23 protein-coding genes are annotated in these 25,668 nt (G+C 72.1%); 13 read left to right on the top strand and 10 right to left on the bottom strand.

Going from position 1 to position 25,668, the window contains the following annotated elements; translation table 11 throughout:
• The first annotated feature begins 8 nt into the window (after positions 1 to 8).
• Entirely contained in the window at positions 9 to 1,451 is a 1,443-nt protein-coding gene (pdxR, locus tag F1734_RS23520) for a MocR-like pyridoxine biosynthesis transcription factor PdxR (protein WP_017682373.1), read from the top strand.
• Positions 1,452 to 1,490: 39 nt separating this feature from the next.
• Here pdxR and F1734_RS23515 read toward each other — a convergent pair whose 3' ends face one another.
• Entirely contained in the window at positions 1,491 to 2,561 is a 1,071-nt protein-coding gene (locus F1734_RS23515; RefSeq protein ID WP_010593568.1) for an alanine racemase, read from the bottom strand.
• Positions 2,562 to 2,678: 117 nt separating this feature from the next.
• Between F1734_RS23515 and F1734_RS23510 the strand changes: the two genes are divergently transcribed.
• The 4 genes from F1734_RS23510 to F1734_RS23495 are packed head-to-tail and all read left to right on the top strand — an operon-like array spanning position 2,679 to position 6,554.
• A complete protein-coding gene (locus F1734_RS23510) occupies positions 2,679 to 4,577 on the top strand; it encodes an N-acyl-D-amino-acid deacylase family protein (RefSeq protein ID WP_203011135.1) in 1,899 nt (632 codons plus the stop codon).
• On the top strand, positions 4,574 to 5,209 hold the full coding sequence (locus F1734_RS23505; protein WP_010593566.1) for a TetR/AcrR family transcriptional regulator: 636 nt from the start codon (positions 4,574 to 4,576) through the stop codon (positions 5,207 to 5,209). The genes F1734_RS23510 and F1734_RS23505 overlap by 4 nt, the downstream gene beginning before the upstream one ends.
• Positions 5,209 to 6,087 carry an alpha/beta fold hydrolase gene (locus F1734_RS23500; protein WP_010593565.1) on the top strand — a complete coding sequence of 293 codons (879 nt, stop codon included), beginning with the start codon at positions 5,209 to 5,211 and terminating at the stop codon, positions 6,085 to 6,087. Before F1734_RS23505 ends, F1734_RS23500 begins: the two co-directional genes overlap by 1 nt.
• Positions 6,072 to 6,554 carry a nitroreductase/quinone reductase family protein gene (locus F1734_RS23495; protein WP_040274889.1) on the top strand — a complete coding sequence of 161 codons (483 nt, stop codon included), beginning with the start codon at positions 6,072 to 6,074 and terminating at the stop codon, positions 6,552 to 6,554. The genes F1734_RS23500 and F1734_RS23495 overlap by 16 nt, the downstream gene beginning before the upstream one ends.
• A gap of 145 nt (positions 6,555 to 6,699) precedes the next feature.
• Here the strand turns inward: F1734_RS23495 and F1734_RS23490 are convergent, their stop codons facing one another.
• Positions 6,700 to 7,083 (bottom strand): DUF5313 family protein, encoded by a 384-nt coding sequence (locus tag F1734_RS23490; protein ID WP_010593563.1) that lies wholly within the window; start codon positions 7,081 to 7,083, stop codon positions 6,700 to 6,702.
• 148 nt (positions 7,084 to 7,231) lie between these two features.
• On the opposite strand from F1734_RS23490, the gene F1734_RS23485 reads away from it, so the two are divergent.
• From F1734_RS23485 to F1734_RS23475, 3 genes are all read left to right on the top strand, one after another.
• Complete coding sequence (locus F1734_RS23485; protein ID WP_026138044.1) at positions 7,232 to 8,458, top strand: acyl-CoA dehydrogenase family protein; 1,227 nt, start codon at positions 7,232 to 7,234, stop codon at positions 8,456 to 8,458.
• An 83-nt stretch (positions 8,459 to 8,541) separates the two neighbouring features.
• The gene (locus tag F1734_RS23480; RefSeq protein ID WP_010593561.1) at positions 8,542 to 9,444 is read left to right on the top strand and encodes an alpha/beta hydrolase fold domain-containing protein; all 903 of its coding nucleotides are present in this window, start codon (positions 8,542 to 8,544) and stop codon (positions 9,442 to 9,444) included.
• Between the two features lie 107 nt (positions 9,445 to 9,551).
• A complete protein-coding gene (locus tag F1734_RS23475) occupies positions 9,552 to 10,244 on the top strand; it encodes a TetR/AcrR family transcriptional regulator (RefSeq protein WP_040274892.1) in 693 nt (230 codons plus the stop codon).
• A gap of 6 nt (positions 10,245 to 10,250) precedes the next feature.
• On the opposite strand, the gene F1734_RS23470 is transcribed toward F1734_RS23475, so the two are convergent.
• Positions 10,251 to 11,321, bottom strand: coding sequence for a class I SAM-dependent methyltransferase (locus tag F1734_RS23470; RefSeq protein WP_010593559.1), 1,071 nt, complete (start codon positions 11,319 to 11,321; stop codon positions 10,251 to 10,253).
• A 203-nt stretch (positions 11,322 to 11,524) separates the two neighbouring features.
• On the opposite strand from F1734_RS23470, the gene F1734_RS23465 reads away from it, so the two are divergent.
• The gene (locus tag F1734_RS23465) at positions 11,525 to 11,923 is read left to right on the top strand and encodes a VOC family protein (protein ID WP_026138043.1); all 399 of its coding nucleotides are present in this window, start codon (positions 11,525 to 11,527) and stop codon (positions 11,921 to 11,923) included.
• On the opposite strand, the gene F1734_RS23460 is transcribed toward F1734_RS23465, so the two are convergent.
• Together F1734_RS23460 and F1734_RS23455 are read right to left on the bottom strand one after the other, a co-directional pair.
• A complete protein-coding gene (locus F1734_RS23460; RefSeq protein ID WP_040274894.1) occupies positions 11,920 to 12,741 on the bottom strand; it encodes an alpha/beta fold hydrolase in 822 nt (273 codons plus the stop codon). The genes F1734_RS23465 and F1734_RS23460 overlap by 4 nt on opposite strands.
• A complete protein-coding gene (locus F1734_RS23455) occupies positions 12,738 to 14,273 on the bottom strand; it encodes an ABC-F family ATP-binding cassette domain-containing protein (protein WP_140188928.1) in 1,536 nt (511 codons plus the stop codon). Before F1734_RS23455 ends, F1734_RS23460 begins: the two co-directional genes overlap by 4 nt.
• A 236-nt stretch (positions 14,274 to 14,509) precedes the next feature.
• Here F1734_RS23455 and F1734_RS23450 point away from each other — a divergent pair, with 236 nt between their 5' ends.
• From F1734_RS23450 to F1734_RS23440, 3 genes are all read left to right on the top strand, one after another.
• On the top strand, positions 14,510 to 16,300 hold the full coding sequence (locus F1734_RS23450; RefSeq protein WP_010593555.1) for a penicillin-binding transpeptidase domain-containing protein: 1,791 nt from the start codon (positions 14,510 to 14,512) through the stop codon (positions 16,298 to 16,300).
• 83 nt (positions 16,301 to 16,383) lie between these two features.
• A complete protein-coding gene (locus F1734_RS23445) occupies positions 16,384 to 18,060 on the top strand; it encodes an NTF2-like N-terminal transpeptidase domain-containing protein (RefSeq protein WP_048773127.1) in 1,677 nt (558 codons plus the stop codon).
• 54 nt (positions 18,061 to 18,114) lie between these two features.
• Positions 18,115 to 18,840 carry a sulfite exporter TauE/SafE family protein gene (locus tag F1734_RS23440; RefSeq protein ID WP_203011134.1) on the top strand — a complete coding sequence of 242 codons (726 nt, stop codon included), beginning with the start codon at positions 18,115 to 18,117 and terminating at the stop codon, positions 18,838 to 18,840.
• Positions 18,841 to 18,914: 74 nt separating this feature from the next.
• Here F1734_RS23440 and F1734_RS23435 read toward each other — a convergent pair whose 3' ends face one another.
• The 5 genes from F1734_RS23435 to F1734_RS23415 all read right to left on the bottom strand — a co-directional run bounded on the left by F1734_RS23435 (position 18,915) and on the right by F1734_RS23415 (position 24,265).
• Positions 18,915 to 20,381 (bottom strand): peptide MFS transporter, encoded by a 1,467-nt coding sequence (locus F1734_RS23435; protein WP_010593552.1) that lies wholly within the window; start codon positions 20,379 to 20,381, stop codon positions 18,915 to 18,917.
• 93 nt (positions 20,382 to 20,474) lie between these two features.
• The gene (locus F1734_RS23430) at positions 20,475 to 20,852 is read right to left on the bottom strand and encodes a DUF3054 domain-containing protein (RefSeq protein WP_010593551.1); all 378 of its coding nucleotides are present in this window, start codon (positions 20,850 to 20,852) and stop codon (positions 20,475 to 20,477) included.
• 73 nt (positions 20,853 to 20,925) lie between these two features.
• Positions 20,926 to 21,486 (bottom strand): YceI family protein, encoded by a 561-nt coding sequence (locus tag F1734_RS23425; RefSeq protein ID WP_010593550.1) that lies wholly within the window; start codon positions 21,484 to 21,486, stop codon positions 20,926 to 20,928.
• A gap of 105 nt (positions 21,487 to 21,591) precedes the next feature.
• On the bottom strand, positions 21,592 to 22,725 hold the full coding sequence (locus F1734_RS23420) for a lysylphosphatidylglycerol synthase transmembrane domain-containing protein (RefSeq protein WP_040274897.1): 1,134 nt from the start codon (positions 22,723 to 22,725) through the stop codon (positions 21,592 to 21,594).
• A 70-nt stretch (positions 22,726 to 22,795) separates the two neighbouring features.
• A complete protein-coding gene (locus F1734_RS23415) occupies positions 22,796 to 24,265 on the bottom strand; it encodes an adenylate/guanylate cyclase domain-containing protein (RefSeq protein WP_010593548.1) in 1,470 nt (489 codons plus the stop codon).
• 168 nt (positions 24,266 to 24,433) lie between these two features.
• Between F1734_RS23415 and macS the strand changes: the two genes are divergently transcribed.
• Entirely contained in the window at positions 24,434 to 25,642 is a 1,209-nt protein-coding gene (gene macS / locus F1734_RS23410) for a MacS family sensor histidine kinase (protein ID WP_010593547.1), read from the top strand.
• Positions 25,643 to 25,668: the final 26 nt, after the last annotated feature.

The following is a 25,668-nucleotide window of genomic DNA, read 5'->3' as shown; positions in this document are numbered from 1 at the left end:
GTGGCGCCGTGCCCCGTGTCGCGCCCCCGGTCCATCCGGCCTTCGAACTGCCCGACACCGACGCGCCCCTCCGGCAGCGCCTCGCCGAGGCCGTCGTCGACCAGATCCGGTACGGCCGCATCCGGGTCGGCGATCCGCTGCCGTCGACCCGCGTGCTGGCCGCCGAGCTCGGGGTGTCCCGCGGGTGCGTCGTCGACGCCTACGACGAGCTGTGTGCCTCGGGATTCGCTGTGGCGCGGGCGGGTTCGGGCACGCGCGTCGCGCCCGGTGCCGACGTCGCGGCGCGGGCGCACGCCGCATCCCATCCCGTCGTGCCCGCGGCGGCGACGGAGCCGGATCCGGTGCGGCGCGCGCCCGCACTGGACCTGCGGCCGGGGATCCCGGATCCGGCGCTGATCTCGGAACCGGAGTGGCGTCGCGCGTGGCGGGCGGCCGCCGCGGCGCCGCGGGCCCTCGGCGTCGCGGATCCGGAGGCTCATCCGGATCTGCGCCGGGCGCTGGCCGACCATCTCCGGCGGACGCGGGGCCTCGCCTGCGGGGCGGACGAGATCGTCGTGCTGCCGGGCGTCGCCGCCGCGGTGCGGGTGCTCGCGATCGCGGCGCGGCTGCGAGACCGCGACGTCGCGTTCGAGGATCCGGGATACCTCCGTGCGCGACGGGCGCTCGTCGGTGAGGGCGCCCGGCCGCGTCCGGTCCCGGTGGGGGAGGACGGTCTGGATCCCGACCTGCTGCGGGACACGGACGCCGCGGTGTACTGCACGCCCGCACATCAGTATCCGTTGGGGGCGCGCATGCCCGTGTCCCACCGCGCCCGGCTCGTTGCCCGTGCCGCCGAGAGCGGAACGATCGTCGTCGAGGACGACTACGACGGGGAGTTCCGGTACGACGTGTCGGCCCTGCCGGCGCTGCGCAGCATCGACGGCGGCCGCGAGTGCGTCGCCTACGTGGGGACGGCCTCGAAGATCCTGTCGCCGGATCTGCGGCTCGCGTGGCTGATCCCACCGGCCCCGTTGCGCTCGCGCATCGCGGCGGCCGTGGCCGAGAGCGGGGAGGTGGCCGGCTCGGTCGCCGCGTCCGCGCTGGCCCGGCTGATCGAGTCGGGGGCGCTGTCTCGGCATCTGGCGCGTGCGTCCCGCACCTACCGCGCCCGTCGGGCGGCGTTCGTCGGTGCGCTTCATGGTCTCGAACGGTCCGGGGTGTCGGTGACCGGCATCGAAGCGGGTCTGCATGTGGTGCTCCGGTTTCCGGAGGGTGTCGACGACGTCGCGATCGCCGCCGCAGCGCGACGGCTCGGTGTGGAGACCACGCCCCTCAGCAGGTACAGCGCCGGCCCCGGTGGTCCGAGCGGCCTGGTGTGCGGCTACGCGCGGTTGCCGGAATCGCGGGCGGCGGCCGCCGCCGACGCGATCGGAGCCGCCCTACCCGGCGGTGTGCCCTTTGGGTTGCCCTAGCAGCCCAAAAGGCACACCGGCGGCGGAGCCGCCTGCGTGCTACGTGTTGCGGCCCCGCGCGGCGACTGCCCACCGGTCGACCGCCGTGTCCCCGGCGACGACAGTCAGGTCGTCGGCGAGGTTGACCGTGGAGCACACGTGGTTGGGGATCACCCGGAGGCGTGTGCCGAGGGTGGGGCGGTCGGAGTCGTCCGGCCACAGCACGGTGGCGTGGTGTTCGGACAGCGCGACGATGCGCGCGTCCGGGGCGCCGAGGATGCGGCCGTAGCCCGTCGCCCACGGGGCGCGGTCGGCGCCGAGCACCTTGCTGCCGGCGTCCAGCACGACGGTGTCGTCACGCGCCGACACCACCGTCGCCAACGCGGTCAGCGCGATCGCGTCCTCGTCGATCGTGCCCAGTTCGAGCTGCTGGGCGTCGCCGAAGACGTACACGCCCGGGCGCAGTTCGGTGGCGGCCGGCACGTCGAGGTGAGCGGTGGGGGTCGAGCCGCCGCTGATCACCTCGGCGTCGTGCCCGGTGGCCTCCAGGGCCGCCACCGCCCGGCTCAGCGCTGCCGCCTCGTCCGTCGCCGCGACCGCCGGCCGTCCCGGGCCGTACGAGTGCCCCGGAAAGGTGAACACGCCGCGCACCTCGAGCCCGACGGACGCCGCCGCGACGGCGACCGACCCGGCCCGCTCCGGCGCGACGCCGGTGCGGTGATGACCGCTGTCGACCTCGACGAGCACGGTCAGGCCCGGCCGGGCGTGCTCGGCGAGGGCCCGCGCGCCCTCCGCCGAGTCCACGCCCACGGTCAGCCGGACCTCCGCGGCGAGCGCGCGCAGCCGGGCACCGCGCGCGGCATCCGTCCACAGCGGATACGCGACGAACAGGTCGCGGAAGCCGGCATCGGCGAAGACCTCGGCCTCGGAGACCGTCGCGACGGTAAGCCCGACGGCGCCGGCGGCGAGCTGACGCCGGGCGATCTCGACGCACTTGTGGGTCTTCGCGTGGGGGCGCAGGGCCACCCCGCGGGTACGTGCCGCGTCGGCCATCCGCGCGATGTTGCGGTCGAGGACGTCACGGTCGACGAGGAGGGCGGGGGTGGCGGGAACCGCCGGGAACGCGGGCATGGCCGCACTCTATTCGCGGCGCTGTCCCGCGCCGGTCCGCACCCCGGGTTGCCCGAAAATAGAGAGCGGTCGTCCTCTTTCTGTCTATGCTTCGTGCATCGACGTGAGGGAGATCACATGAACACGACACCGGCGCCCACCGAGTTCGACCTGGTCGTCCGCGGCGGACTGTGGTTCGACGGCACCGGCGCCCCCGGCGTGGTCCGCGACCTGGGCATCAAGGACGGGGTGGTGGCGACGGCGAGCGCCGACCCACTGCCCGTCGGACCGGGCACCGAGGTGATCGAGGCGGCCGGCCGCTGGGTGATGCCCGGCTTCGTGGACCCGCACACGCACTACGACGCCGAGGTGCTCGTCTCGCCCGGCCTGCCGGAATCGGTGCGGCACGGCGTCACCACCGTCCTCATGGGCAACTGCTCGCTCTCGACGGTGTTCGTGCCGCCGCTCGACGCCGCGGACCTGTTCAGCCGGGTCGAGGCGCTGCCCCGCGAGCACGTCCTGACGGCACTCGAACAGGGCCGGACCTGGTCGTCGCCCCGGGAGTACGTCGCCGCGCTGGACGCCCTGCCGCTCGGCCCGAACGTCGCCGCGTTCATCGGGCACTCCGACGTGCGGGCGGCCGTCCTGGGCCTGGGCCGCTCCACCGATCCCTCGAGCCGGCCGAGCCGGGCCGAACTCGCCGCGATCGAGGCCGGCGTCGAGGACGCCCTCGACGCCGGCTTCCTGGGCGTGTCCACCATGACGAATCCCTGGGACAAGCTCGACGGCGATCGCTACCGCTCCCGCACCCTGCCCTCGACCCACGCGTCGTGGTCCGAATTCCGCCGGATCCACCGCATCCTGCGCCGCCGCGGCCGCGTCCTGCAGGCTGTGCCGAACCTCAACACCAAGTACGACGTGGCCTTCTTCGCCCTCGCCACCACGGGTGTGGGCCGCAAGCCGATGAAGGCGGCCGTGCTCGCCGCCGCCGACACCAAGGCCGAGCGCTGGGTGCACCGCATCTTCGGTCCGATCGCCTTCGCCGCCAACCGGATCGGGCGCGGCGCGTTCCGGTGGCAGCACCTGCCCACCACGTTCGAGGTGTGCTCCGACGGGATCGACCTCGTCGTGTTCGAGGAGTTCGGTTCGGGGCGCGCCGCGCTGCACCTGAAGGAGGAGGTCGCCCGCAACGAACTGCTGCGCGACGAGGCGTACCGGCGCTGGTTCCGGCAGGACTTCGACAAGAAGTTCTCGCCGCGCGTGTGGCACCGCGACTTCGACGACACCACCATCGTCGGGTGCCCCGACGCGTCGCTCGTCGGTCGCTCGATCGGCGACGTGGCCCGCGACCGCGCCGTGCATCCGGTGGACACCTTCCTGGACCTCGTCGTCGAGCACGGACGGAAGTTCCGCTGGCACACGGTGATCGCGAACGACCGGCCCGAGGTGGCCAATCGGCTGCTCCGGCAGCCCGGCGTGACCGTGGGCTTCTCCGACGCCGGTGCGCACCTGCGCAACATGGCGTTCTACAACTACGGCATCTGCATGCTGCGCCGCATCCACGAATACGCACGGCGCGGCAAGCCCGTCATGCCCTTGGAGTCGGCGATCCACAAGCTCACCGGCGAACTCGGCGACTTCTACGGCATCGACGCCGGGCACCTGCGCGTCGGCGACCGGGCGGACCTCGTGGTCGTCGACCCGGCCGGGCTGAACCAGGACACCGACGCCTACCACGAGGCGCCCATGCCCGAGTTCGGCGGGCTGAGCCGCATGGTCAACCGCAACGACGCCGCCGTCACCGCGACCGCGGTGGCCGGTCGCGTGGTGTTCCGCGCGGGCGAGTTCGTCCCCGGGTACGGCGCCACCGTCGGCGCCGGCCGGTTCCTGCGCGCGGGCACCGACGCGCGCGGACCGGTGCCGGCGCGACGCCCCGCTCCGCGCGCCGCTGCACCGCCCGCCGCCGTTCCGCCCGCCGCCGCTCCGCCCGCCGCCGCTCCGCCCGCCACCGCCCCGGCCGGCAGCGCGGCGCCGTGACCGGGACCGCGGCACCGTCGCGCCGCACCCAGCAGCAGCGGCGCACGGCGACGATCGAACGGATCCTCGACGCGACCGTCGCGTCGCTGGGCGAGCTGGGTTACACGGCCACCACCATCGGGGAGGTGTGCCGCCGCTCGGGGGTGTCCTCCGGAGGGGTGTTCCGGCACTTCCCGACCCGGCTCGACCTGATGATCGCGGCCGCCGACGCCGTCCGCGAACGGCAGTTCGCGAACTTCCGGCTGGGGTTGACGCAACTCGGCGGGCCCGACGAAAGCCCCGAATCGGTCCGCGAGTGCCTGCGCCTGCTGCGGGCCGCGTGCCGTGCCCCGATCAACGCCGCCTGGTACGAACTGCTCGGCGCGGCGCGCACCGACCCCGCGCTGCGCGAACGCCTGGCCCCCATGGCACAGCGGTACCACGGCCGGATCGCCGAATTCGGGCGCACCCTGCCGATCGCCTCGCGATTCGAACCGGCGGAGTTCGACACGCTGCTGTTCACGCTGGTGCACCTGCTCGACGGGGAGGCCGTCGCGGCGGTGGTGCACCCGCAACCCGAGCAGGAGGAACCGCGCCTCGAACTGATGGCCCGCCTGGTGACCGGGGCCACGCCACGCAGTAGATTCAGGTAATGAGCATCGACAACGATTCGGCGCCGAAGTGGTTCGTCGAGGCCCTGTCCGCGCCGGTGGAAACGGGCAGCGTCGAGGTCGACGGCGCCTCGATCGCGTATCGCGCGTGGGGTGAGGAGGGCCGCCCCGGCATCGTGCTGGTGCACGGCGGGATGGCGCACTCGTGCTGGTGGGATCACGTCGCACCCCAGCTCGCCCAGGGCCGGCGCGTCGTCGCGCTGGACATGAGCGGGCACGGGGACAGCGACCACCGCGAGCACTACTCCCTCGAGACGTGGGCGCGCGAGGTGCTCGCGGCGGCGCAGGCGGGTGGGATCGCCGGAGCGCCGGTCCTGGTCGGGCACAGCATGGGCGGGATCGTGTCCTTCGTGGCCTCTCACCTGTACGGCGACCGGCTGGACGGGGTGATGATCCTCGACTCGCCGATCCGGGACCTGACGCCCGAGGAGATCGAGATGCGCGCTCAGGTGGCCCGCGAGCGCAGCGGCACGAAGGTGTATCCGACGGCGGAGGAGGCGATGGCCCGTTTCCGGCTCGTCCCGCCGCAGGACACCGCCGAGCCGTACGTGCTCGAGCACATCGCCCGTCAGTCCATGCGGCAGGTGCCCGGCGGCTGGAGCTGGAAGTTCGACGCCCTGCGGATGACGAAGGACCGGCGCACCAGCCTCGAGAGCTTCGAGGCGAAGTGCCGCGTCGCCTATTTCCGTTCCGAGAACGGGATCGTCGCCCTCGATCTGCTCGGTCGCATGCGGCCGCAGTTCGGTCCGGGTGCGCTCGTGGCCGAACTGCCCGCCGCGGGGCACCATCCGATGATCGACCAGCCGCTCGCGGTGGTGACCGCCGTGCGGACGGTCCTGGCCGGATGGGCGGCGCCGTGAACCCGCTGCGTCCCGTCGCGGTGCAGCTCGGCCGGCAACCGTGGCTGCCGCGGTTCACCCCGCAGATCGTCACCGTCGACCACACCCTCCAGCGGGTGACGTCCGGCCGGGTCACGCTGTTGACGCTCGCCGGGCTGCCGGAACTGGTGCTCACGGTCCGCGGCCGCAAGAGCGGGGTGGAGCGCCGCACCCCCCTGCTGTGCGCCCCGCGCGACGACGGCTGGCTCGTCGCCGGAAGCAACTGGGGGATGCCCGAACTGCCGGGCTGGGCGCACAACCTCGAGGCCGCCGACGAGGCACTGGTGACCTACCGGGGGGAGGACACCGTGGTCGTGCCGCGCCGCGCGCGCGGCGTCGAGCGCGACGTGCACTGGGAGGTGCTGGTGCAGGTGTGGCCCAATTACGAGCTGTACGCCCGGCGCACCGAGCGGGAGATCCCGGTCTACCTGTTGACACCGAAGGACTGAGGGACTCACCGCCCTCGGGGTCCACGGAAATTCCTGCGCCGAACCGGAATTCGCCCCCGCCGCGGCGCGAGCGGATTCCGGATCGGCGAGCAGATCCAGAACGGCTCCTGCAGCCCGGTACCCGGACGGCCGTGCGTCGGGGCCGTCAGCCGGCGCGCATCGCGGAATGCATCGCCTCGTAGGCGGCCTTCTCGGCGTCGCGCTGCCGGACGCGCCGGGGGTTCTCGAGGTCGCCCGGCAGGCCGTTGCGCTCGAGCCGGCGACGACGGTTCTGTGCCATGTAGGCGGCGGAGAAGAACAGGGCGAGCGCGACGCCGAGCCCCATCGTCGACAGGCGCAGCCACACCGGGCCGGGTAGCAGCAGGAAGGCGGCGTACAGCGGGAGGAACGGGATCTGGCTGCGGATCATGTGGCGGGCGACGGCGTGGTCGCCGACCAGGTCGTTGCGCACCCATTCGCGCATCGAGGCCGGGAGGGGACGGCCGAAGGCGTAGGCGAGCCATTGGAACGGTCCGGGGCGGGTGTGCATTCTCTCGGGCCTTTCGTGCGGGAGTGGCACCTCGGAGTCTAGACATTTAGATAGTGCGTTAACTAATAGCAGGCTAAATATGTCCGACGTCACGCTCACGCCGCGCCGGCCTGTGTACCTTTTCGAGAACGTGTTCTATATTTCGTTCATGTACGCGTGGTCCGACACCGATCTCATGTTCCGTGACGCCCTGCGCGGATTCATCGAAAAGGAGATCCGCCCGCACGTGGATCGGCTCGAGAGCGGTGAGCTGCCGCCCTACGACATCATCCGCAAGCTGTTCGCCGCCTTCGGCATCGACGAGCTCGCCCGCGACGGCCTGAACAAGGCCCTCGCCCGGGAGGAGGCCGGTGAGGTGCCGTCGGCAAAGTCGGGTGGCGGCATGGGCTCGGGCGGCATGGCGGCCCTGCTCAACAGCGAGATCGCCGGCGTCAGCCTCGGGCTCGTCGCCTCGATGGGGGTCAGCCTCGGTCTCACCGCCGGCACCATCCGCAGCCGCGGCACCCTCGCCCAGAAGAAGCGGTGGCTGCCCGAACTCGTGACGTTCGAGAAGGTCGGCGCCTGGGCCATCACCGAACCCGACTCCGGGTCGGACGCCTTCGGGGGGATGAAGTCCACGGTCCGGCGCGACGGCGAGGACTACATCCTCAACGGGCAGAAGACGTTCATCACCAACGGTCCCTACGCCGACGTCGTCGTCGTGTACGCCAAGCTCGACGAGGGTGACCCGAGCGTCGACCGGCGCGACCGCAAGGTGCTGGCCTTCGTGCTCGAGAAGGGCATGGAGGGGCTCACCCAGAGTCCGCCGTTCAAGAAGATGGGCATGAACTCCTCACCCACCGGCGAGCTGTTCTTCGACAACGTGCGCCTCACGCGCGACCGGCTGCTCGGTGAGACCGAGGAGGGTGGCCGCAGCGACGGCAAGGAGAGCGCGCGGGAGTCGTTCGCTGCCGAGCGGATCGGCATCGCCTACCTGGCCCTCGGCATCATCGAGGAGTGCCTGCGCCTGTGCAAGGACTACGCGCGCAGCCGCACCCTGTGGGGCCGCGAGATCGCGCAGTTCCAGCTGATCCAGCTCAAGCTCGCCGAGATGGAGATCGCCCGCATCAACGTCCGCAACATGGTGTTCAGCGCCATCGAGCGTGCCGAGGCCGGTAAGCCCGTCGCTCTCGCCGAGGCGTCGGCGATGAAGCTGTACTCCTCGCGTGCGGCCACCGAGGTCGCGATGGAGGCGGTGCAGCTCTTCGGCGGCAACGGCTACATGGCCGAGTACCGCGTCGAGCAGCTCGCGCGGGACGCGAAGTCGCTGATGATCTACGCGGGCAGCAACGAGATCCAGGTGACGCACATCGCCAAGGGTCTGCTCTCCGGGTGACCGCGGTCCGGGCCGCGCCGTGCGGTCCCGGTACCAGGGACAGGTATCTGCACTCGGGCTGCAGGTTCCACTATCGTGTCGCCATGCCCGAGCTCATGCCGGACTCGCCCGACGTCGACCCCGTACCGGCCGACGCGACACCCTTCCCCGACCCGGTCCTCGCGGCCCCCCACACCACCGGTGTCACCGTCGAGGAATGGCTCGTTCCCGGCGCGCTCGGCGACCCCGAGGTGCCCGTGCGGATACACACGCCCGACACCTGCCCGGACGGCAACCCCGCGGCGCGGCCCGTCGTGCTCGAGATCCCCGGCCGCGGGTCGGGCCCCGGCAGCGCCGCCCCCGACGAGGCCTTCGCCGCCGCCGTCGCCCGCGCGACCGGCGCGATCGTCGTCTCCGTCGACTACCGGCTCGCGCCCGAGGACCCTCCTTCTGCGGCGGACGACTGCTACGCGGTCCTCGAGTGGGTTGCCTCCGGCGCGGCCTGCCTGGACATGGATCCGGACCGCATCGTCGTCCTCGGCGACGCCGCAGGCGGCGCCCTCGCCGCGGCCGTCGCCCTGCGGGCACGGGACGAGGACGGCCCGCACATCGCGCTGCAGGCCCTGCTCGAACCCGGACTCGACGACCGGACCGGCTCCGTGCGCGACGGTGCCGCCGGACGGGACGACCTCGACGCCACCCGGGACCGGCGGCACCACCTCGGCGGCCGGGAGGCCACCGAGCAGTCCGGGCCCGCGCACCGGATCGACCTGACCGGACTGCCGTCGACCTACCTCGCCGTCGACGAGCACGGCCCCTTCCGGGACGCGGCAACCGACTACGCCCGACGGCTCCTGCAGGCCGGCGTGCCCGTCGAACTGCACTGCCACCGCGGCGCGTTCCCCGGATCCCTCCTCGCCCGGGATGCCGGCGCCCGTGCCACTCGCGCGCTGTGCGACGCGATCGTCCGGGCCACGGCCCGCACCCCCGTTCTCGATCCCGACTGAACCGCTCCCCGCGCGGCGCCGCGCTCCTCGGTGACACAGGCCCTGGCACAATTGGGTTCGCCGCACCGGTTGGGAGGAGCCGGTCGGCGACACGGGAGGAGAGACACGTGACCGTCACCGACGGACGCGTCGCGCGGGCCGAACGGACCCGCCACGCAGTGATAGAGGCACACATCGCCCTGATCGAGGCCGGGGAGCTGAAACCGACGGGGGCGCAGATCGCCGCCCGGGCCGGGGTCTCGCTCCGGGCGCTGTGGGCGAACTTCAACGATCTGGAGACGCTGTTCGCGGAGACCGGGGCGGAGTTGCTGCGGCGACAGGACTCCGCGTTCGCCCCGGTCCCCGTCGACCTGCCGCTCGGCGAGCGGATCGACGCGTTCTGCCGGCAGCGCGCCGAACTGCTCGAACTGATGGCGCCGTTCGCGCGCTCGTCCGCGATGAGAGCGCCGCAGTCCGAACGGATCCGGCGAAACAAGTTGCGGCACATCGCCCGGGTGGTCGAAGAGGTCGACGCGCTGTTCGCGGCGGAGCTGACCGCGCTCGACCCGTCGCACCGGGGCCGGCTGGTGCGGTCCGTGGCGGTGGCGAGCACCTGGGGATCGTGGGTGGCGCTGCGCGACGTGCTCGGCCTGCCGGTCGCCGAAGCCACCGAGCTGATGAAGCACACCGTCACCGCGCTGTTGTCCGAGGCCGGCTCGCCGGCACTGTCCGAGGCCCGCCCGCCGGCACTGTCCGAGGCCGGCCCGCCGGCACTGTCGGAGGCACACCCGTCGGAGGCACGCCGGCCGGCGTCGTGCTGAGACCGGTCAGGGGGCCAGCCGGTAGAACCGCCAGAACCCGAAGTCCTCGATCGGCAGCACCGACACGTCCGAGAAGCCCGCGTCGAGCGCATACCGGCGCAGGGTGTCCGCGCGCATCACCGTGCCGGTTCCCGCGCTCGGCGGATGGCTCATGCCGTCCGGCAGGCAGCACACGATGCTGAACCCGTACATCAGCCGCTCGACCTCGTCGCCGGGCGCGGTGAACCGGTCGGCGACGGCCTCGTCCATGACGACCATGACACCGTCGGGCGCGAGTGCACCCCGCACCGCGGAGAGCACCTCGACGGGGCGCGGCATGTCGTGGACGCACTCGAAGGCGAACGCGGCGGTGAAGCGTTCGTGGGGCAGGCCGGCCGCGTCGGCCTCGACGACGGTGACCCGGTCGGCGACGTCGGGGCACGCCGCGACGTTCGTCCGGGCCAGGGCGACCGTCGCCGGATCTATGTCGACGGCGAACAACCGGGCCTGCGGGTACGCGCGGGCCAGCGCGATCGTGGACCATGCTCCGCCACAGCCGATGTCGGCGATCACGGCCCCCGGCCGGCGTAGCAGGGCGTCCAGGTCCGGCACGGACGCCAGGGCACCCGGAAGCGCCTTCTCGTACCACGGCCGGTTCATGTCCGCCTGGCTCTCGCGCGCATCGGTGCCGAGCTGCGCCCAGCTCACGCCGCCGCCGGTGCGGTAGGCGTCGAGCAGAGCCGGGAGTTGCACGGACACCCCGGCGAACATGCGGGCCAGCGGCCCGAGGTAGTTGAGACTCTGCTCGTCGGTGAGGACCTCGGCCACCGCGGGCGGGAGCGTGAAGCGCGGCGGATCGTCGTCGTCGACCTCGAGCAGACCGGTCACCGCCTGCTGCTCGAGCCACTCGCGGGCGTAGCGCGGGTCGGTTCCGGTGCGCGTCGCGAGTTCGTCGGCGGCGGCGGGGCCGTCGGTGACGAGGCTGCGGTACCAGCCGAGCCGGTCGCCGAGGTAGATCGCGATCAGATCGACGGCGCCGAGCGCGGAGTCGAGGACGCGCTGAGCAGCGGTGTCGACGGGGGAGACGGTGTGCGTCACGGTGGGGCCTTCCGGAGGGGACAGGGGTGATTCCGAGAGTCCTCCGACTCCGGGCGGCGGACAACACCCCCTTGGGGGCCGAATGTGACATCCCGTCGATCAGATCGAAGCGATGTGACATTCGGCCACCCCCACGCAGCGGGGTGCGGGAACCAGATGCGTCCGCCGGACGTTCGGAGTCGTGCAACCGGAAGGAGTTCACCGTGCAGATCACCGCCAGTGCCCTGTCCCTCAACGTTCCCGACGTGGCCGCGTCGGCCGACTTCGCAACCCGCCACCTCGGGTTCACCGAAGCGATGGCCGAGGACGGGTTCGTCTCCCTCACCCGTGAGGACGCCGGCTTCAACCTCGTCTTCCTGCGGACCGGGCTCGGCAGCTTCAAGCCCGCGAGCATCGCGGGCGACGCCGGGCAGGGGACGCTCGTCGCCTTCGTCGTCGACACGATCGACGACGAGTACGAACGCCTGCGGGCCGAAGGAGTACCGATCGTCACCCCGATCGAGACCGAGCCGTGGGGCGAGCGGTACTTCCAGATGCGCGACCCGAACGGCATCGTCTACCAGCTCGTGCAGTGGGTGGACGAGCCGTCCTCGGCGAGTTAGCCGGACGAGTCGTCGGCGTGCGCCGCGAGGAACGGTTCGATCACGGACAGTACCTCCGGCGCCGCCGCGATCGTCGTCGCGTGGTCGTACCCCCGGATGACGGCGAGCAGGGCCCCGGGGATCGTCCGCGACAGCTCTCGGGTGTCGTCGATCCGTTCGCCGTCCTCCGAACCGACGAATGCCAGCGTCGGCACGTCCAGCGCGGCGAGGGCGGCGTCGTCGATGCCGGGTTCGCGATCCGACCGCCGCATGTACGCGGCGAGGGCGGTTGCGTCGTTCGCCCGGAACGCGGCCTGTGTCGCCGCGTCGACGGGTGCACCGAGGTGTTCCGCCCATGCCTCGAGGAACCCGTCGATGCCGTAGTGACCGAGCACGTCGGCGCATCCCGGGAAGAACAACCGGTCGAACGTCCCGGCCTGCGCACGGGCGCTGCCACCGCCCACGGTGAGCGTCCGTAGCCGCCCGGTGTCCCGCACCGCCAGCGACAGGCCGACCCGGGCTCCGAACGAGTATCCGAGGTAGTGGACGCGGTCGGTGGCGGCGGCGTCCAGTACCGCCAGCACGTCGTCGACGATCAGGTCCATCGCGTAGGCGTCCGGGACGTGGGGCTTGTCGCTGCGGCCGTGTCCGCGCAGGTCGGGCAGGATGAGCCGGTACCGCTCCCGCAGGGGACGCACGTACCCGAATCCCCGCCAGATGGCGGACGAGAGGGCGCTGCCGTGCGCGAGCAGCAGCGACGGGCTGCCGGCGCCGGCGTCGGAGTCGATCACCGAGAAGGCGATGCGGGTTCCGTCGACAGGGTTGATCGCATGGCTCACCGCTCCAGTCTGACCGACCGGGTCACGCCGATGTCGGCCAGGAACCGCTCGTCGTGGCTGACCACCACGAGGGCGCCCCGGTAGGCACGCAGCGCCTGCACCAGGTGTGTGAGGCCGGGCAGGTCCAGGTTGTTGGTCGGTTCGTCGAGGAGCAGCAGCCGCGGCGCCGGGTCCGCCGCCAGCAGGGTCGCCAGCGCCGCCCGCAGGCGCTCGCCGCCCGAGAGGGCGGCCGCCGGCACGTCCGCGTCGGCACCGCGGAACAGGAACCGGGCGAGCAACGCCCGGACCTGCTGCGCCGACAGGTGCGGGGCACGCAGCGCGACGTTGTCCGCCACCGACAGCGTCCCGTCGAAGATGTCCAGCCGCTGCGGCAGCACCGCGAACGGCACCCGGGGGCCGGCCGCGACGACGGCGTGCAGCAACGTCGTCTTGCCCGAACCGTTGGGTCCGCGCAGCGCGATCCGCTCCGGGCCGACGATCTCGAGCGGACCCTCGGCGACGCGCGCCCCGGCGTGCACCTCCGTCTCCGGCAGGTCCACCCGGATCTCCCGGTCGTCGCGCACGGTGTCCTGGGCCTGCTCGAGGGTCTCACGCGCGCCGGCGAGCTTGCCCTCGTGTTCGCGCCGCAGCCGGCCCGCCGACTCCTGGGCCTGCCGCTTGCGGGCGCCCATCACGATCTTCGGCTCCCGCTTGTTCTCGAACATCTTGCGGCCGTAGCGCTCTCGCCGGGCGAGCTTGATGTGCGAGTCGCGCAGTTCGCGCGCCTGCCGGCGCACGTCCGCGCGGGCGTCGCGCACCGCGGCCAGCGCGGCCTCCTGCTCGGCCGCGACGATGCGTTCGTACTCGCTGTAGTTGCCGCCGAACAGCCGCAGGTCTCCGTCCCGTACCTCGGCGACGGTGTCGACCCGTTCGAGCAGGTCGCGGTCGTGGGTCGCGACGACGAGGGTCCCGGGGAACTCCCGCAGGACGTCGTACAGACGCGTGCGGGCCGCCGGATCCAGGTTGTTCGTCGGTTCGTCGAGCAGCAGGACGTCGGGCTCGTCGAGCAGACGGGCCGTGAGGGCCAGCAGGACGGTCTCGCCGCCGGAGAGGGTGCCGACGGTGCGATCGAAGTCGCTGGGGGATCGGACGATGCGGTCGAGGCCGAGGTGGTGCAGGGTGGCCAGGGCGCGCTCCTCGACGTCCCAGCGCTCGCCGACGGTGTCGAAGTCGCGGGCGGCGGTCGAGCCGGCCTCGATGCGCCGCAGTGCCGCACGCACGCCGTCGATGCCGAGGACGGCGTCGACGGTGCGGTGCCGGTCGAGGACGATGTCCTGCGGCAGCAGCGAGACCCGGCCACGTATCGTGACGGAACCGCGGGTCGGGGGCAGATCGCCCGACATGATGTGCAGCAGAGTCGATTTGCCGGACCCGTTGCGCCCGACGAGTCCGGTGCGGCCGGTGGGGAGGGTGGTGTCGAGACCGTCGAACACCACGGTGCCGTCCGGCCAGGTGAACGCGAGGTCCGAGAGAATCGGGGAAGGGTGTGACATGGCTGCTCCCGGCAGTAGGTGACGACGTACCGCGCGCAGGGTGCGGCGCGGCGGGCGAAACCTCTACAGGAGCAACGGCCTTCTCCGATCGGCGGGAACGTGACGAGAATCCACGGTAGATCGGTGATCGCGGAGCGGCAACCGGTTTTCTGCGCGACCGCGACCCGCGTCACAACGTGCCGCCTGTACGGCACGCCCTCCCGGGTCGTGCCCGACGGCACCGTCCGAATTCGGGCATGATCGTGGTCGTGCCCATCCTTCGACGCCGACCGGTTCCGCTCCTGACGACCGTAGTCGCCGCGCTCGCGGCCGCCGGGTGCTCCTTCGGGCCCGACCAGCCCGAGACCGTCGTGGGCGAGTTCGCGGCGGCGCTCGAGGCCGGCGACGTGCAGGCCGCGGCGGACCTCACCACCGACCCCGCGGCGGCGGCCACGACGATCGGCGACGTGTTCGACGGTCTCGGCGTCGACGGGTCCGGCACGGTCCGCCCCGACGTGAACCTCGCCGGCACGGGGGACGCGGGCACGTTCGACCTCGACGTCGCGTGGACCTTCGGCGCCGGGCGGGACTGGGCGTACCGCACGTCCGGCAGTGCGGTGGACCTCGACCCGCAGGGCTGGCGCATCGAGTGGGATCCGGCGCTGCTCGCCCCGGACCTGACCGCCGGCACCACCCTGAGCTACACGACCACGGTGGGTCCGGCGCCGTCGGTGCTCGACCGCCGCGGGCAGCCGATCCTCGAACAACAGGTCGTGACGCTGGTGAGCCTCGATGCCACCGCCGACCCGGCGGCCGTCGCGCCCCTGCTGGCGACGGCCGCGCCCACGATCACCGCGCAGTCGCTTGCCGCCGACGTCGCCGCCGCGGCGGGCAAGCCCGTGACGGCGGTGACCCTCCGGGAGACCGACCTCGCGCCGATCGAAGCGCAGCTCGCCGCGCTGCCCGGGGTGACCCTCGTCCGGCAGACCCGGTTGCTGACGGTCGACCGAACCCTGGCCTCGCCGGTGCTGTCCGGGCTGGGCGAGCTGTGGCAGGAGGGGCAGGACGCGTCCGCCGGTTGGGCCGTGCGGCTCGTGTCCGGGGACGGCAGCGCGCGCCGCGTCGCCGGGGCCGACGGTCCACCGGCGCCGGACCTGCAGACCACGCTCGACCTGGACCTGCAGACGCGCGCCGAGGCGGTCCTGGCGCCGATGCAGCAACCGGCGGTGATCGTCGCGATCGAGCCGTCCACCGGGGCGGTGCGGGCGGTGGCGCAGAACGCCGCCGCCGACGCCGAGGGGCCGCTCGCCCTGACCGGGCTGTATCCGCCCGGCTCGACGTTCAAGACCGTCACCACCTCGGCCGCGCTGCAGGCCGGGGCCACGACCCCCGACACGGTGGTGCCGTGCCCCGGGACCGCGAACATCGAGGGTCGCGTCATCCCCAACGACGACAGCTTCGACCTCGGCTCCGTCCCGTTGCACACCGCCTTCGCCTTCTCGTGCAACACCACGATGGGCCGGCTCGCCGTGGGACTGCCGGCGACCGCGCTCACCGACGCGGCCGCACAGTTCGGGCTCGGGGTGGACTACGTCACGCCCGGACTGGTCACGGTCACCGGCAACGTGCCCGAGGCGCGGACGCCGGCGGAGCGCGTCGAGTCCGCGATCGGCCAGGGCCGGGTGACGGCGTCCCCGTTCGGGATGGCACTCGTGGCGGCGTCCATCGCGCACGGGTCGACACCGCTGCCGATGCTCGTCGAGGGCCGGCCGGGGGTGGCCGATCGCGCGCCCGGCGCCGCGCCGGAGGAGGTCACTGCCGCGTTACGGACGATGATGCGGGAGACTGTCACGGGGGGAACCGCGAGTGCGCTGCGGGACATCCCCGAACTCGTCGGTAAGACGGGGACGGCAGAGTACGGTGATGGCACCGGTGCCCACGGGTGGTTCGTCGGCTCGCAGGGAGACCTCGCATTCGCGGTTTTCGTTGCGGGAGCGGGCAGTTCGGCGCCGGCAGTGGACGTGGCGGGACGCCTGCTGAGGGGGTGATACGCGGTTCGAGGCGCAATCGTGATCGCATCGTAGGCAGGACGTGCTTGTTGCTGAAGTGACAGAAGTGAAAGTTGGTCGTTATGGGTTTTCGGGACTGGCGCAGGATGCGCGGCCGCGTGACAGCCCTGGTCTCCGTCGTGGTTCTCGCCGCGGGCATGGCGTCCTGCGTGTTCGACGACTCCCGGAGCGACGCGCAGCGACTCGTCGACGACTTCGTCGCGGAACTGAACGAACGCGACGCCGCCGGCGCGGCCGCCCTCACCTCGTACCCGAACGCCGCCGAGACGTCGATCAGCCAGATGTTCGAGGGCATGAAGGACGGTGACGTCGAGTTCGACGTCGCCCAGTTCGTCGAACTCAACGAGCAGACGGGATTCTTCTCCCTCGGAGCCGACTGGAACTTCGGGCCCGGCAAGGACTGGGGCTACCAGGTGGACGGCGTGGCCAAGAACCTCGCCGTCGGCTGGCGGATCTCCTGGGACCCGCAGGTGCTGGTGCCCGACCTGAACCGGACCCGCACCGTGCACCACGTGCGCACCGACGCCGCCCCGCCGAAGATCTTCGACCGCACCGGTCGGCTGCTCATGGCCGAACAGACCATCAACGCCGTCGTCGTCGACCCCGCCCTCACGTCCGATCCGGTCGACACCACGACACGGCTCGCGAAGGTACTCGAACCGGTCGCCCCGGTCATCACCGCCGACCTGCTGCAGCGCAACCTCGCGGCCGACCCGGGCGCGCGCATCACCGCGGTGAAGCTGCGCGACCAGGACTACCAGTTCCTCGAGGACGACATCGTGTCCATCCCGGGCGTCGTGGTGGTCGAGACACCGACCCTGATCAGCGCGGACCGGCGGATCTCCACACCCCTGCTCGACCCGTTGCGCGCGGCCTGGCAGCTCGAACGCGACGCCACCGCCGGCTGGGCCGTCACCCTCGAAGAACCCGGCGCCGACCCCGTGCAGCTCGCCGGCTTCCAGGGCCCGCCGCCGCCGGACCTGCAGGCGACCCTCGATTCGCACGTCCAGCTCGCCGCCAAGGAAGCCGTGGTCAGCGTGGGTACCCCCGCGGCCATCGTGGCCATCCAGCCGTCCACCGGCGGCGTCCTGGCCCTGGACGTGAACAACTGGGCGATGGAACTCGGACCGGTCGCCTCGCGCGGGCTGTACCCGGCCGGACAGGTACTGGATCCGGTGCGCCTGGCCGCGGGCCTCGACCGGGGCGTCGATCCGGTCTCGGTGAGCACCGACGATCTGGCCGCCACCGCCCGCCGGCTCGGGCTCGGACTCGACTACGACGTTCCGGGGTTCGACTTCGAGACCGCGCAGATCGGGGACAACCGGTCGGGCGTGGTGCAGTTCTCCGGCTCGGACGGCGGCAGCGAGGCGCTCGTCAGTCCGTTCGGGGCCGCGCTGCTCGCCGCGTCCGTCGCGCGGGGGGAAGCGCCGCTGCCGGCGATCGTGCAGGGCAGGTCGGCGAAGGTCGACGAGACCGTCGAACCGCTGCCACCGCAGGTGACCGACGCGTTGCGCGCCGCGATGGCCGAGAACGTGCGCAGCGGCCCCGCATCGTTCCTGAAGGGTCACCCGGGTCTGGCCGGCATCGCGGCCGCGAGCGGCGACGACCGGTGGTTCTACGGATACACCGGCGATCTGGCGTTCGCGGTGTTCGTCGCCAACGCCGACGGCGGCGACCGTGCGGTGAAGATGGCCGACATGTTCCTGCGGGAGCTGGCCAAGCCGCCCACCGACGGCTGACCGCCGCGGACCTCGACGGTCCCGTCGGAGCGGACCCGGGTACGTTTGTCGCTCGTGACCCCCGTCGACCTGCTGCTGCTCGCGGTCGCGGGGTTCTTCGCCGGGCTCATCGGGTTCGTCACCGGCCTTGCGTCCATCGTGTCGTACCCGGCGCTGCTCGCCGCGGGGCTGCCACCCGTCGCCGCCAACGTCACCAACACCGTCGCGATGGTGGGGGTCGGCGTGGGGGCACTCGCCAACTCGACCCGCGAGGTCGTCGACACCGGCCCACGGCTGTGGCGGTGGACCGCGTACTCGGCGCTCGGCGGCCTCGTCGGCGTGTGGGCGCCGGCGGGGTCGTTCGAGGCGGTGGTGCCCTACATGGTGGCGTTCGCGGCTCTCGCGCTGCTGCTCCAGCCGCGGATCCGCGCCCTGTCCGGCGGCCGGGACCTGCCGGGACCGTACTCGGCGCTGCTGTTCGTCGTCGCCGTGTACGGAGGCTACTTCGGGGCCGGGGCGGGCGTCGTCTTCCTCGCCGTGACCCTGATCTGCACCTCCGAGCACATCTGGCGCGCCACCATCCTCAAGAGCTACCTGCTCGGGGTGGCCAACCTCGTCGCGGCGATCGGGTTCGCCGCATTCGGCCCGGTGCACTGGGGTGCGGCCGCGGCGATGGCGCTGGGGGCCGTCGCGGGCGGGTGGTGCGGACCGCCGGTGGTCCGGCGCATCCCGCCCGACGTGCTGCGGGTGGGGGTCGCACTCGCCGGATTCGGGCTGGCGGTGTGGCTGGCCCTCCGGTGAGCCCGCCGCGCCCGTGCACACCGTCGACCTACGGTCGGTGACATCGTCGACCTACGGTCGGTGACACCGCCGGGTCAGTGCACCCCCTGCATCTTCCGCCGGATCCAGGGCGACAGCAGCGCCAGCACGACGCCGATCGCGATCGAACCGAAGCCGATCCACGCGAAGTACGGCTTCTCGTTCGCCTCGTCGTAGTACTTGGCGAGCGTGCCGGCCATCGCCGTGCCGAGTGCGACGGACAGGAAGAACAGCGCCACCATCTGGGTGTGGAAGTTGCGTGGGGCGAGCTTCGTCGCGAGGGACAACCCGACGGGGGAGAGCAGCAGCTCGGCGAACGTGAACAGCAGCAGGATGCCGGCGAGACCGAGCACGGGAGCACTGTTGGGGCCGCCGCCGGACATCGGGACGAAGCACAGGAATGCGATGCCCATGAGCATCGTGCCCATCGCGAACTTCGCCGGCGACGACGGCTGCCGGGGCCCGAGCCGGGTCCACAGCGCGGCGAACACACCGGCGAACACGATGATGAACACGGGGTTGATCGACTGCACCCATGCCGGCGGGAAGTCCCAGCCGAACAGGTTGCGGTCGAGGCGCTTGTCCGCGTAGACCGCGACGGTGGTGAACTGCTGCTGGAACAGCGACCAGAAGGCCGCGCTGGCCAGGAACATCGGGATGAAACTGACCACCCGGCTGCGTTCGGCCGGGGTGATCTGCCGACTGGACAGGATCACCACGAAGTAGACGACGGAGGCCGCGACGATCGTGCCGACCACGACGTCGGACAGGTTGTCGACGGTGACCAGTCCGGTCGCGAACAGCACCGCGATCAGGGCGAGCACGACGAGGGCGATCCCGGCGGCGCGGACCCGCTGGGTGGCGGGCAGCGGGTGCGGGGGCGTGGCGCCGATCCCGCGCAGGTGCTTGCGGCCGAGGGTGTACTGGATCAGGCCGAGCGCCATGCCGATCGCGGCCAGGCCGAATCCGTAGTGGAAGCCCAGCTCGGTCTGCGCCCACCCGGTGAGCAGCGGACCGATCAGCGCCCCGATGTTGATGCCCATGTAGAAGATGGAGAACCCGGCGTCGCGACGGGTGTCCTGCTCGTCGTAGAGATCACCGACGAGCGACGTCGCATTGGCTTTGAGGCCGCCGCTGCCGACCGCGACGAACACCAGGCCGACCGCCACTCCGGCGAGTCCGGGCAGCAGAGCCAGCGAGATGTGGCCGAGCATGATGAGGATCGCGCTGTAGAACAGCGTGCGTTCGGAACCGAGCAGCCGGTCCGCGATCCAGGCGCCGAGGATCGTCGACAGGTAGACCGTGCCGCCGTACGCGCCGACGATCGACGTCGCGGCCAGCTCGCTGATCCCCAGTCCACCGTCGGCGGCCGAGTAGTACAGGTAGTAGATCAGGATGCCCTGCATGCCGTAGAAGGAGAATCGCTCCCACATCTCGACACCGAACAGGTTGGCCAGGGCGAAGGGCTGGCCGAAGAAGGTTCGTTCCCGAGTCCGTTCGGGCGGCGGCGCGGTCTCGCTCATGGCTGTCACTCTCGCACAGCCCCGGTCTCCCGGACGGCGTTCGCCCCGGACCCTGTCCGATATGCGCACTACGGCTCGGACGGGGCGGAACGGTCAGGCGGCGTCGACGCGTCGGCGCGCCCAGAGGCCCGCCAGCAGGCGCCACCCGAGCAGGAACACCGCGAGCACGATCGATGCGACGACGATGAACGACCCGGCGGTGCCCTGGCCGGTGACGACCCGCAACAGCATCCCGACGACCACGGTGGACAGCCAGGCGAGCACGCCGGTCGGGACGACCAGCCACGGATCGAACTTCTCCTTGTAGAGCGCAGCCGTCGCGATCCATCCCGCGGTCAGGCCGGCCAGGAACGGCCATGCCGTGCTCGCGAGTCCGACCAGATCGACCCCCTCGTCGTGACTCGCGCGTCCGAGCGCGGCGAACACGATGACCAGGACGACGTCGATCAGGGCGGGTGCGTACTTCTTCACGTCGTCCAGCGTAGGGCGACGACGACAGCGAGCGCCCTCCGGGACGGGAGAGCGCTCGCTGTGCGGGACGGGATCAGGCCTGCAGGCCGGCCTCGATCTCGAGGTTGATGGTGATCTTGTCGCCGACGACGGCGCCGCCGCCCTCGAGCGGCATGTCGATGGAGATGCCGAAGTCCTTGCGGTTGAGGACGGTGGTGGCCTCGAAGCCGGCGACCGGGCCCTGGCCCATACCCGGGTTCACTCCGTTGAACTCGAGCTTCAGTTCGACGGGCTTGGTGACGCCGTGCAGGGTGAACTCGCCGTCGACCACGTAGTCGCTCCCGGCGGTGCGCACGCCGGTGGACCGGAAGGTCGCGGTCGGGAACTGCTCGGCGTCGAAGAAGTCGGCGGAGCGGATGTGGGCGTCGCGATCGGCGTTCCTGGTGTCGATGGACGCGACCTGGATCTCGGCGGCGACGGCGACCGTGCCGTCCTCGGCGACGGTGACGGCGCCCGAGAAGTCGTCGAACGTGCCGCGCACCTTGCTGACGACGAGGTGCCGGACGGTGAAGCCCACCGTGGAGTGGACCGAGTCGATGACCCAGGTGCCGGCGGTGAGCCCGGGGAAGGTGGCGGTGGTGGCGGCGGTGGTCATGGGTGCTCCTCCTGGTCGAGTATTGGTTGAAGTTTCAACCTTCGATGCAGTCAACGATCGCATCCAATGGTTGATTCCGCAACTACTTTTGATGTGAGGTGGATCTCACTCCGGCGCGGGGGTGCCCTCGCTCGCGGCCCGGCCGCGACGTCGTTCGAGCACCGAACGGGCGTGTTCCTCGCGTTCGAGATCGGCGTCGATGTCCTCCTCGTGCCGGCTCGTCCGGAACTTGAAAGCCACCACCGTCCACCCCACCAGTGCGACCAGGATGAAGCTCACGCCCCGGTACACGAACACCGCCGCCAGGGCCTGCGAGGCACTCATCCCGGCCGCGGTGAGCGTGGCGATCAACGTGCCGTCGACGAAACCCAGCCCGCCGGGCGCGAGCGGAATGCTCCCCACCGCCTTGGCGGCCGCGAACGCGATCAGCAGTCCCGGCAGCGACGGCTCCCCGCCCACCGCCCAGCACGCGAACCCCAGACACGCGACGTCGAAGACCCGGTGCACGGCCGACCAGCCGATCGTGGCGAGCCCGTCGCGCCGACCCAGGTGCACCGCCTCGATCTGCCCGAGGACCTGCTCGAACTTCTCCAACCCGGTGTCGGCCGGCTTGCGCAGCAGGCGGTTGACGCGCGCGAGAACCCACGCCCCGGCCGACTCGACGGACGACGGATTGCGGGACGCGTACCGGACACCGACGATCAACGCGATCACCCCGGCCACCGACAGCACCAGCGTCACCGGGCTCACCCGCGTACCGACCGCGAACGCGCCGCCCACGCCGACCGCTGCGAGCGTCACCGCCGCGATCACCCCCGAGACCGCGAGTTGCCACGACGCCACCACCGGCGTCGCACCCCAGCGCCGGGTCTGCTGGTAGGTGAACGCGGTGGAGAACACCGGACCGGCCGGCAACGTCACCGCCATCGCCGTGCTCGCATAGATCACCGACGCCGAGCGCACGTGCCCGACGACGACCTCCCCGGCGCGCAGCAGCCGTCGCTGGACTTCCGCGAAGCCGCTCAGCGACAGGGCCTGCGCGAGGATGCACGCGGCCAGCCAGCCCCAGTGCAGTTCGGTCAGAGCGCGCCAGGAGTCGGCCAGCGTCGGCCACAGGTAGATGCCCTCGACGACCAGCAGGGCGACCAGCGCCACGGCGAGCAGCCACTTCACCCGCCCGAAGCGACCCCGGCGCCGCGTGGCGTCGGGTGCTGGCGGATCACGTCGGGGCTGCGCCACAGGATTCAGCGTAGCCAAGCGGACCGGAGGGTGGATCGTCCTTTTCGTCGCCGACTCGTCCGGCCGTCCGTCACTCGTGGCCCGATTCCGGATACCGCACCGGCCAGGCGAGATGCGTCACCCGGCGGCGGCCCCGCAGCTGCACCTCGTCGCCGAGCTCCCAGTGGGCCCGTTCCTCGTCGTCGGCGAAGTACAACGCGCTCGACGACGCGAGCACCCGGCTCGGCCGCAGCTTCGCCAGTTCGGTCAGCCGCGACGCCTCGTTCACCGGATCGCCGATGACGGTGTACTCGAACCGTTCGGCCGCGCCGATGTTGCCGGCCACCGCCAGCCCCGCCGAGACCCCGATGCCGATGTCGAGATCGGTGATCTCGTCCAGCGCGAATCGCAGCTCCCGGGCCGCCGCGAGCGCGGCGGTGGGCGCGTCGGGCCGGTCCAGCGGAGCGCCGAAGATCGCCAGCGCCGCGTCGCCCATGAACTTGTTGACGAAGCCGTGGTGCCGGTCGACGACGTCCACCACGACCCGGAAGAACTCGTTGAGCAGCTCGACGACCTCGCCCGGCGGGCGTTCGGCCGCCGTCGCCGTCGATCCCACCATGTCCACGAACAGCACTGCGACGTAGCGGGTCTCCCCGCCGAGCTCGGTGCCGTACTGCAGGGCACGGCGGGCCACGTCCTCGCCGACGTGCTGACCGAACAGCTGGCGCAGCCGCCGCCGCTCGTCGGACTCGGCCATCATCCGGTTGAAGCCGACCTGCAGGCGGCCGATCTCGCTGCCGTCGAACACCTCGACCTGCACGTCCGTCGCGCCGCGCTGGACCCGCTCGATGGCCCAGCGCAGCTGCTTGACCGGGTCGGAGATCTGGGCCGCGGTGAGCGACGACAGCACCCCCGCCAGACCGATCGCCATCACCGACAGGGCCAGCACCGCCCAGGCCATCGCGTCCACCGGGAACTCGACGTCGGTGGTCAGCTGCGTGACGCACAGCAGGGCGATGCCGCCGGCCGGCATCAGCGTGCCGAGCCCCCACGTCATGGCGAGGCGCGTACCGACACCCGGCGCGAGGGTCCGGTCGAACTCCCCCTCGCTCAGGGCCCGCGCCGCCACCGGCCGCAGGATCCGCTCGCCGAGCATGTACGTGAACCCGAACGTGCTCGTGGCGGCCATCGCGACGGTGATCGCCACCGCCACCGCCAGCTCCGGCATCTCCTCCGCGGTGAGGAACACGAACAGCACGCCGCCGAGGATCCACAGGACCAGGTGCACGATCGCCTGCCGCAGCGGCGCGTGCAGCGCGGACATCTGCTCGGATCGGGTCGGCGGGCCGCCGCGCAGCTGCCACCGCACCACCGCCCGCAGCATCAGGGCCGCGGCCGTCAGGCTCACGATCCCGGCGAACACCAGATACACCGCGAACACCGCGAAGTTGCGGACCCGGTCCGCGATGATGTTCTCGTTCTCGGACAGCGGGATGCCGTACCGGACGAACGCGAACACCAGCAGCGCGCCGAACAGGTTCGACGCCCCCATCGAGGCCATGTAGAGCGGCCAGCGACTACGCAACGTCGCCGCGACGGCTCGATAGGACCCCAACACGACATCAAATCAAACCACTGTGCCCACCGTCACAGCGCACCATGGTCGTGATCCGGGCGTTTCGGGCGGTTACCCTCGGCGCGACGACCGACCGGGAAGGGGAACGTCCGCATGGTCCGGCGCAGAGCCGACGACAGGCCGCCGCGTCGCGTCGCCGTGCCCGCCGCACCCGCCCGGGACCGGATCGGCGCCGACCCGGACGCGCCGCTGTGGCGGGCCGCGCAGGTGTTCCGGCTCGTCACCGTCGTCTACGCCGTGAGCTCCCAGTTCTCCACCGTCACCCACTACACCTCCCCGCAGCTCAGCTGGTTCTTCGTCGCGCTGCTGGCGGTGTGGTCCGGCGTGTCGGCGGTGCTGCTGTCGCAGGGAGTCGGCCGGCGCGCCGTGGTGGTCGGGATGGATCAGGTCGTCGCGGTCGCACTCATGGGCGCGACGCGGCTCGTCGCCGACCACGACTGGTACAGCGCCCATCAGACGCTGCCCACCACCCTCTGGGTCGCCAACGCGGTGCTCTCGGCCGCGATCCTCGGCGGTCCCGCCGCCGGCGTGGCATCCGCGCTGGCGATGGCCTCGGTCAGCGCGGTGGTCCGCGACCAGATCAACCTCGACCTGTGGCGGGACGCGACCGCCCCCGTCCTCGTCGCGGTCGGCGTCGCGATGGGATTCGCCACCACCACCGCCCGGCGCGCGCACCGGCAGCTCGAACAGGCCGTGCGGGTGGCGGCCGCCACCGAGGAACGCGACCGGCTCGCCCGCGAGGTGCACGACGGGGTGCTGCAGGTCCTGGCCCTGGTGCGGCGCCGGGGCACCGCTCTCGGCGGGGAGGCCGCCGAACTCGCCCGGCTCGCCGGGGAACAGGAGGCCGCGCTGCGGATGCTCGTCTCCGAACAGGGCACCCGGCTCGACCGCGGCGACGAACTCGTGGACCTGCGGGCGCTGCTGCGGGGCCAGGCCGGTGCCGGCGTCACCGTTTCGGCGCCCGCCGACCCGGTCCTGCTCGACCGCGTCCGCGCCGCGGAACTGGCGGCGATCGCCACCACGGCGCTGACCAACACCACGCTGCACGCGGGTGCCGGGGCGAAGGCGTACGTGCTGGTCGAGGACCTCGGCGACGAGGTGATCCTCAGCGTCCGCGACGACGGGAAGGGCATCGCGGACGGGCGGCTCGCCGAGGCCCGCGCCGAGGGCCGGATGGGTGTGTCGAAGTCGATCGTCGGCCGCGCGCAGTGGCTCGGTGGCGTCGCGGTGCTCGACAGCGCGCCCGGTGCGGGCACCGAATGGGAGATCCGGATTCCGAAGAGGGGAGCACGAGGTGGGTGAGGACAGCGCGACGAGCGGCCCGATCA

Source organism: Rhodococcus ruber (assembly GCF_016804345.1).
Taxonomy (GTDB): domain Bacteria; phylum Actinomycetota; class Actinomycetes; order Mycobacteriales; family Mycobacteriaceae; genus Rhodococcus; species Rhodococcus ruber.
The sequence above is the reverse complement of the archived record's forward strand: the minus strand, read 5'-3'. Positions and strand labels throughout refer to the sequence as shown.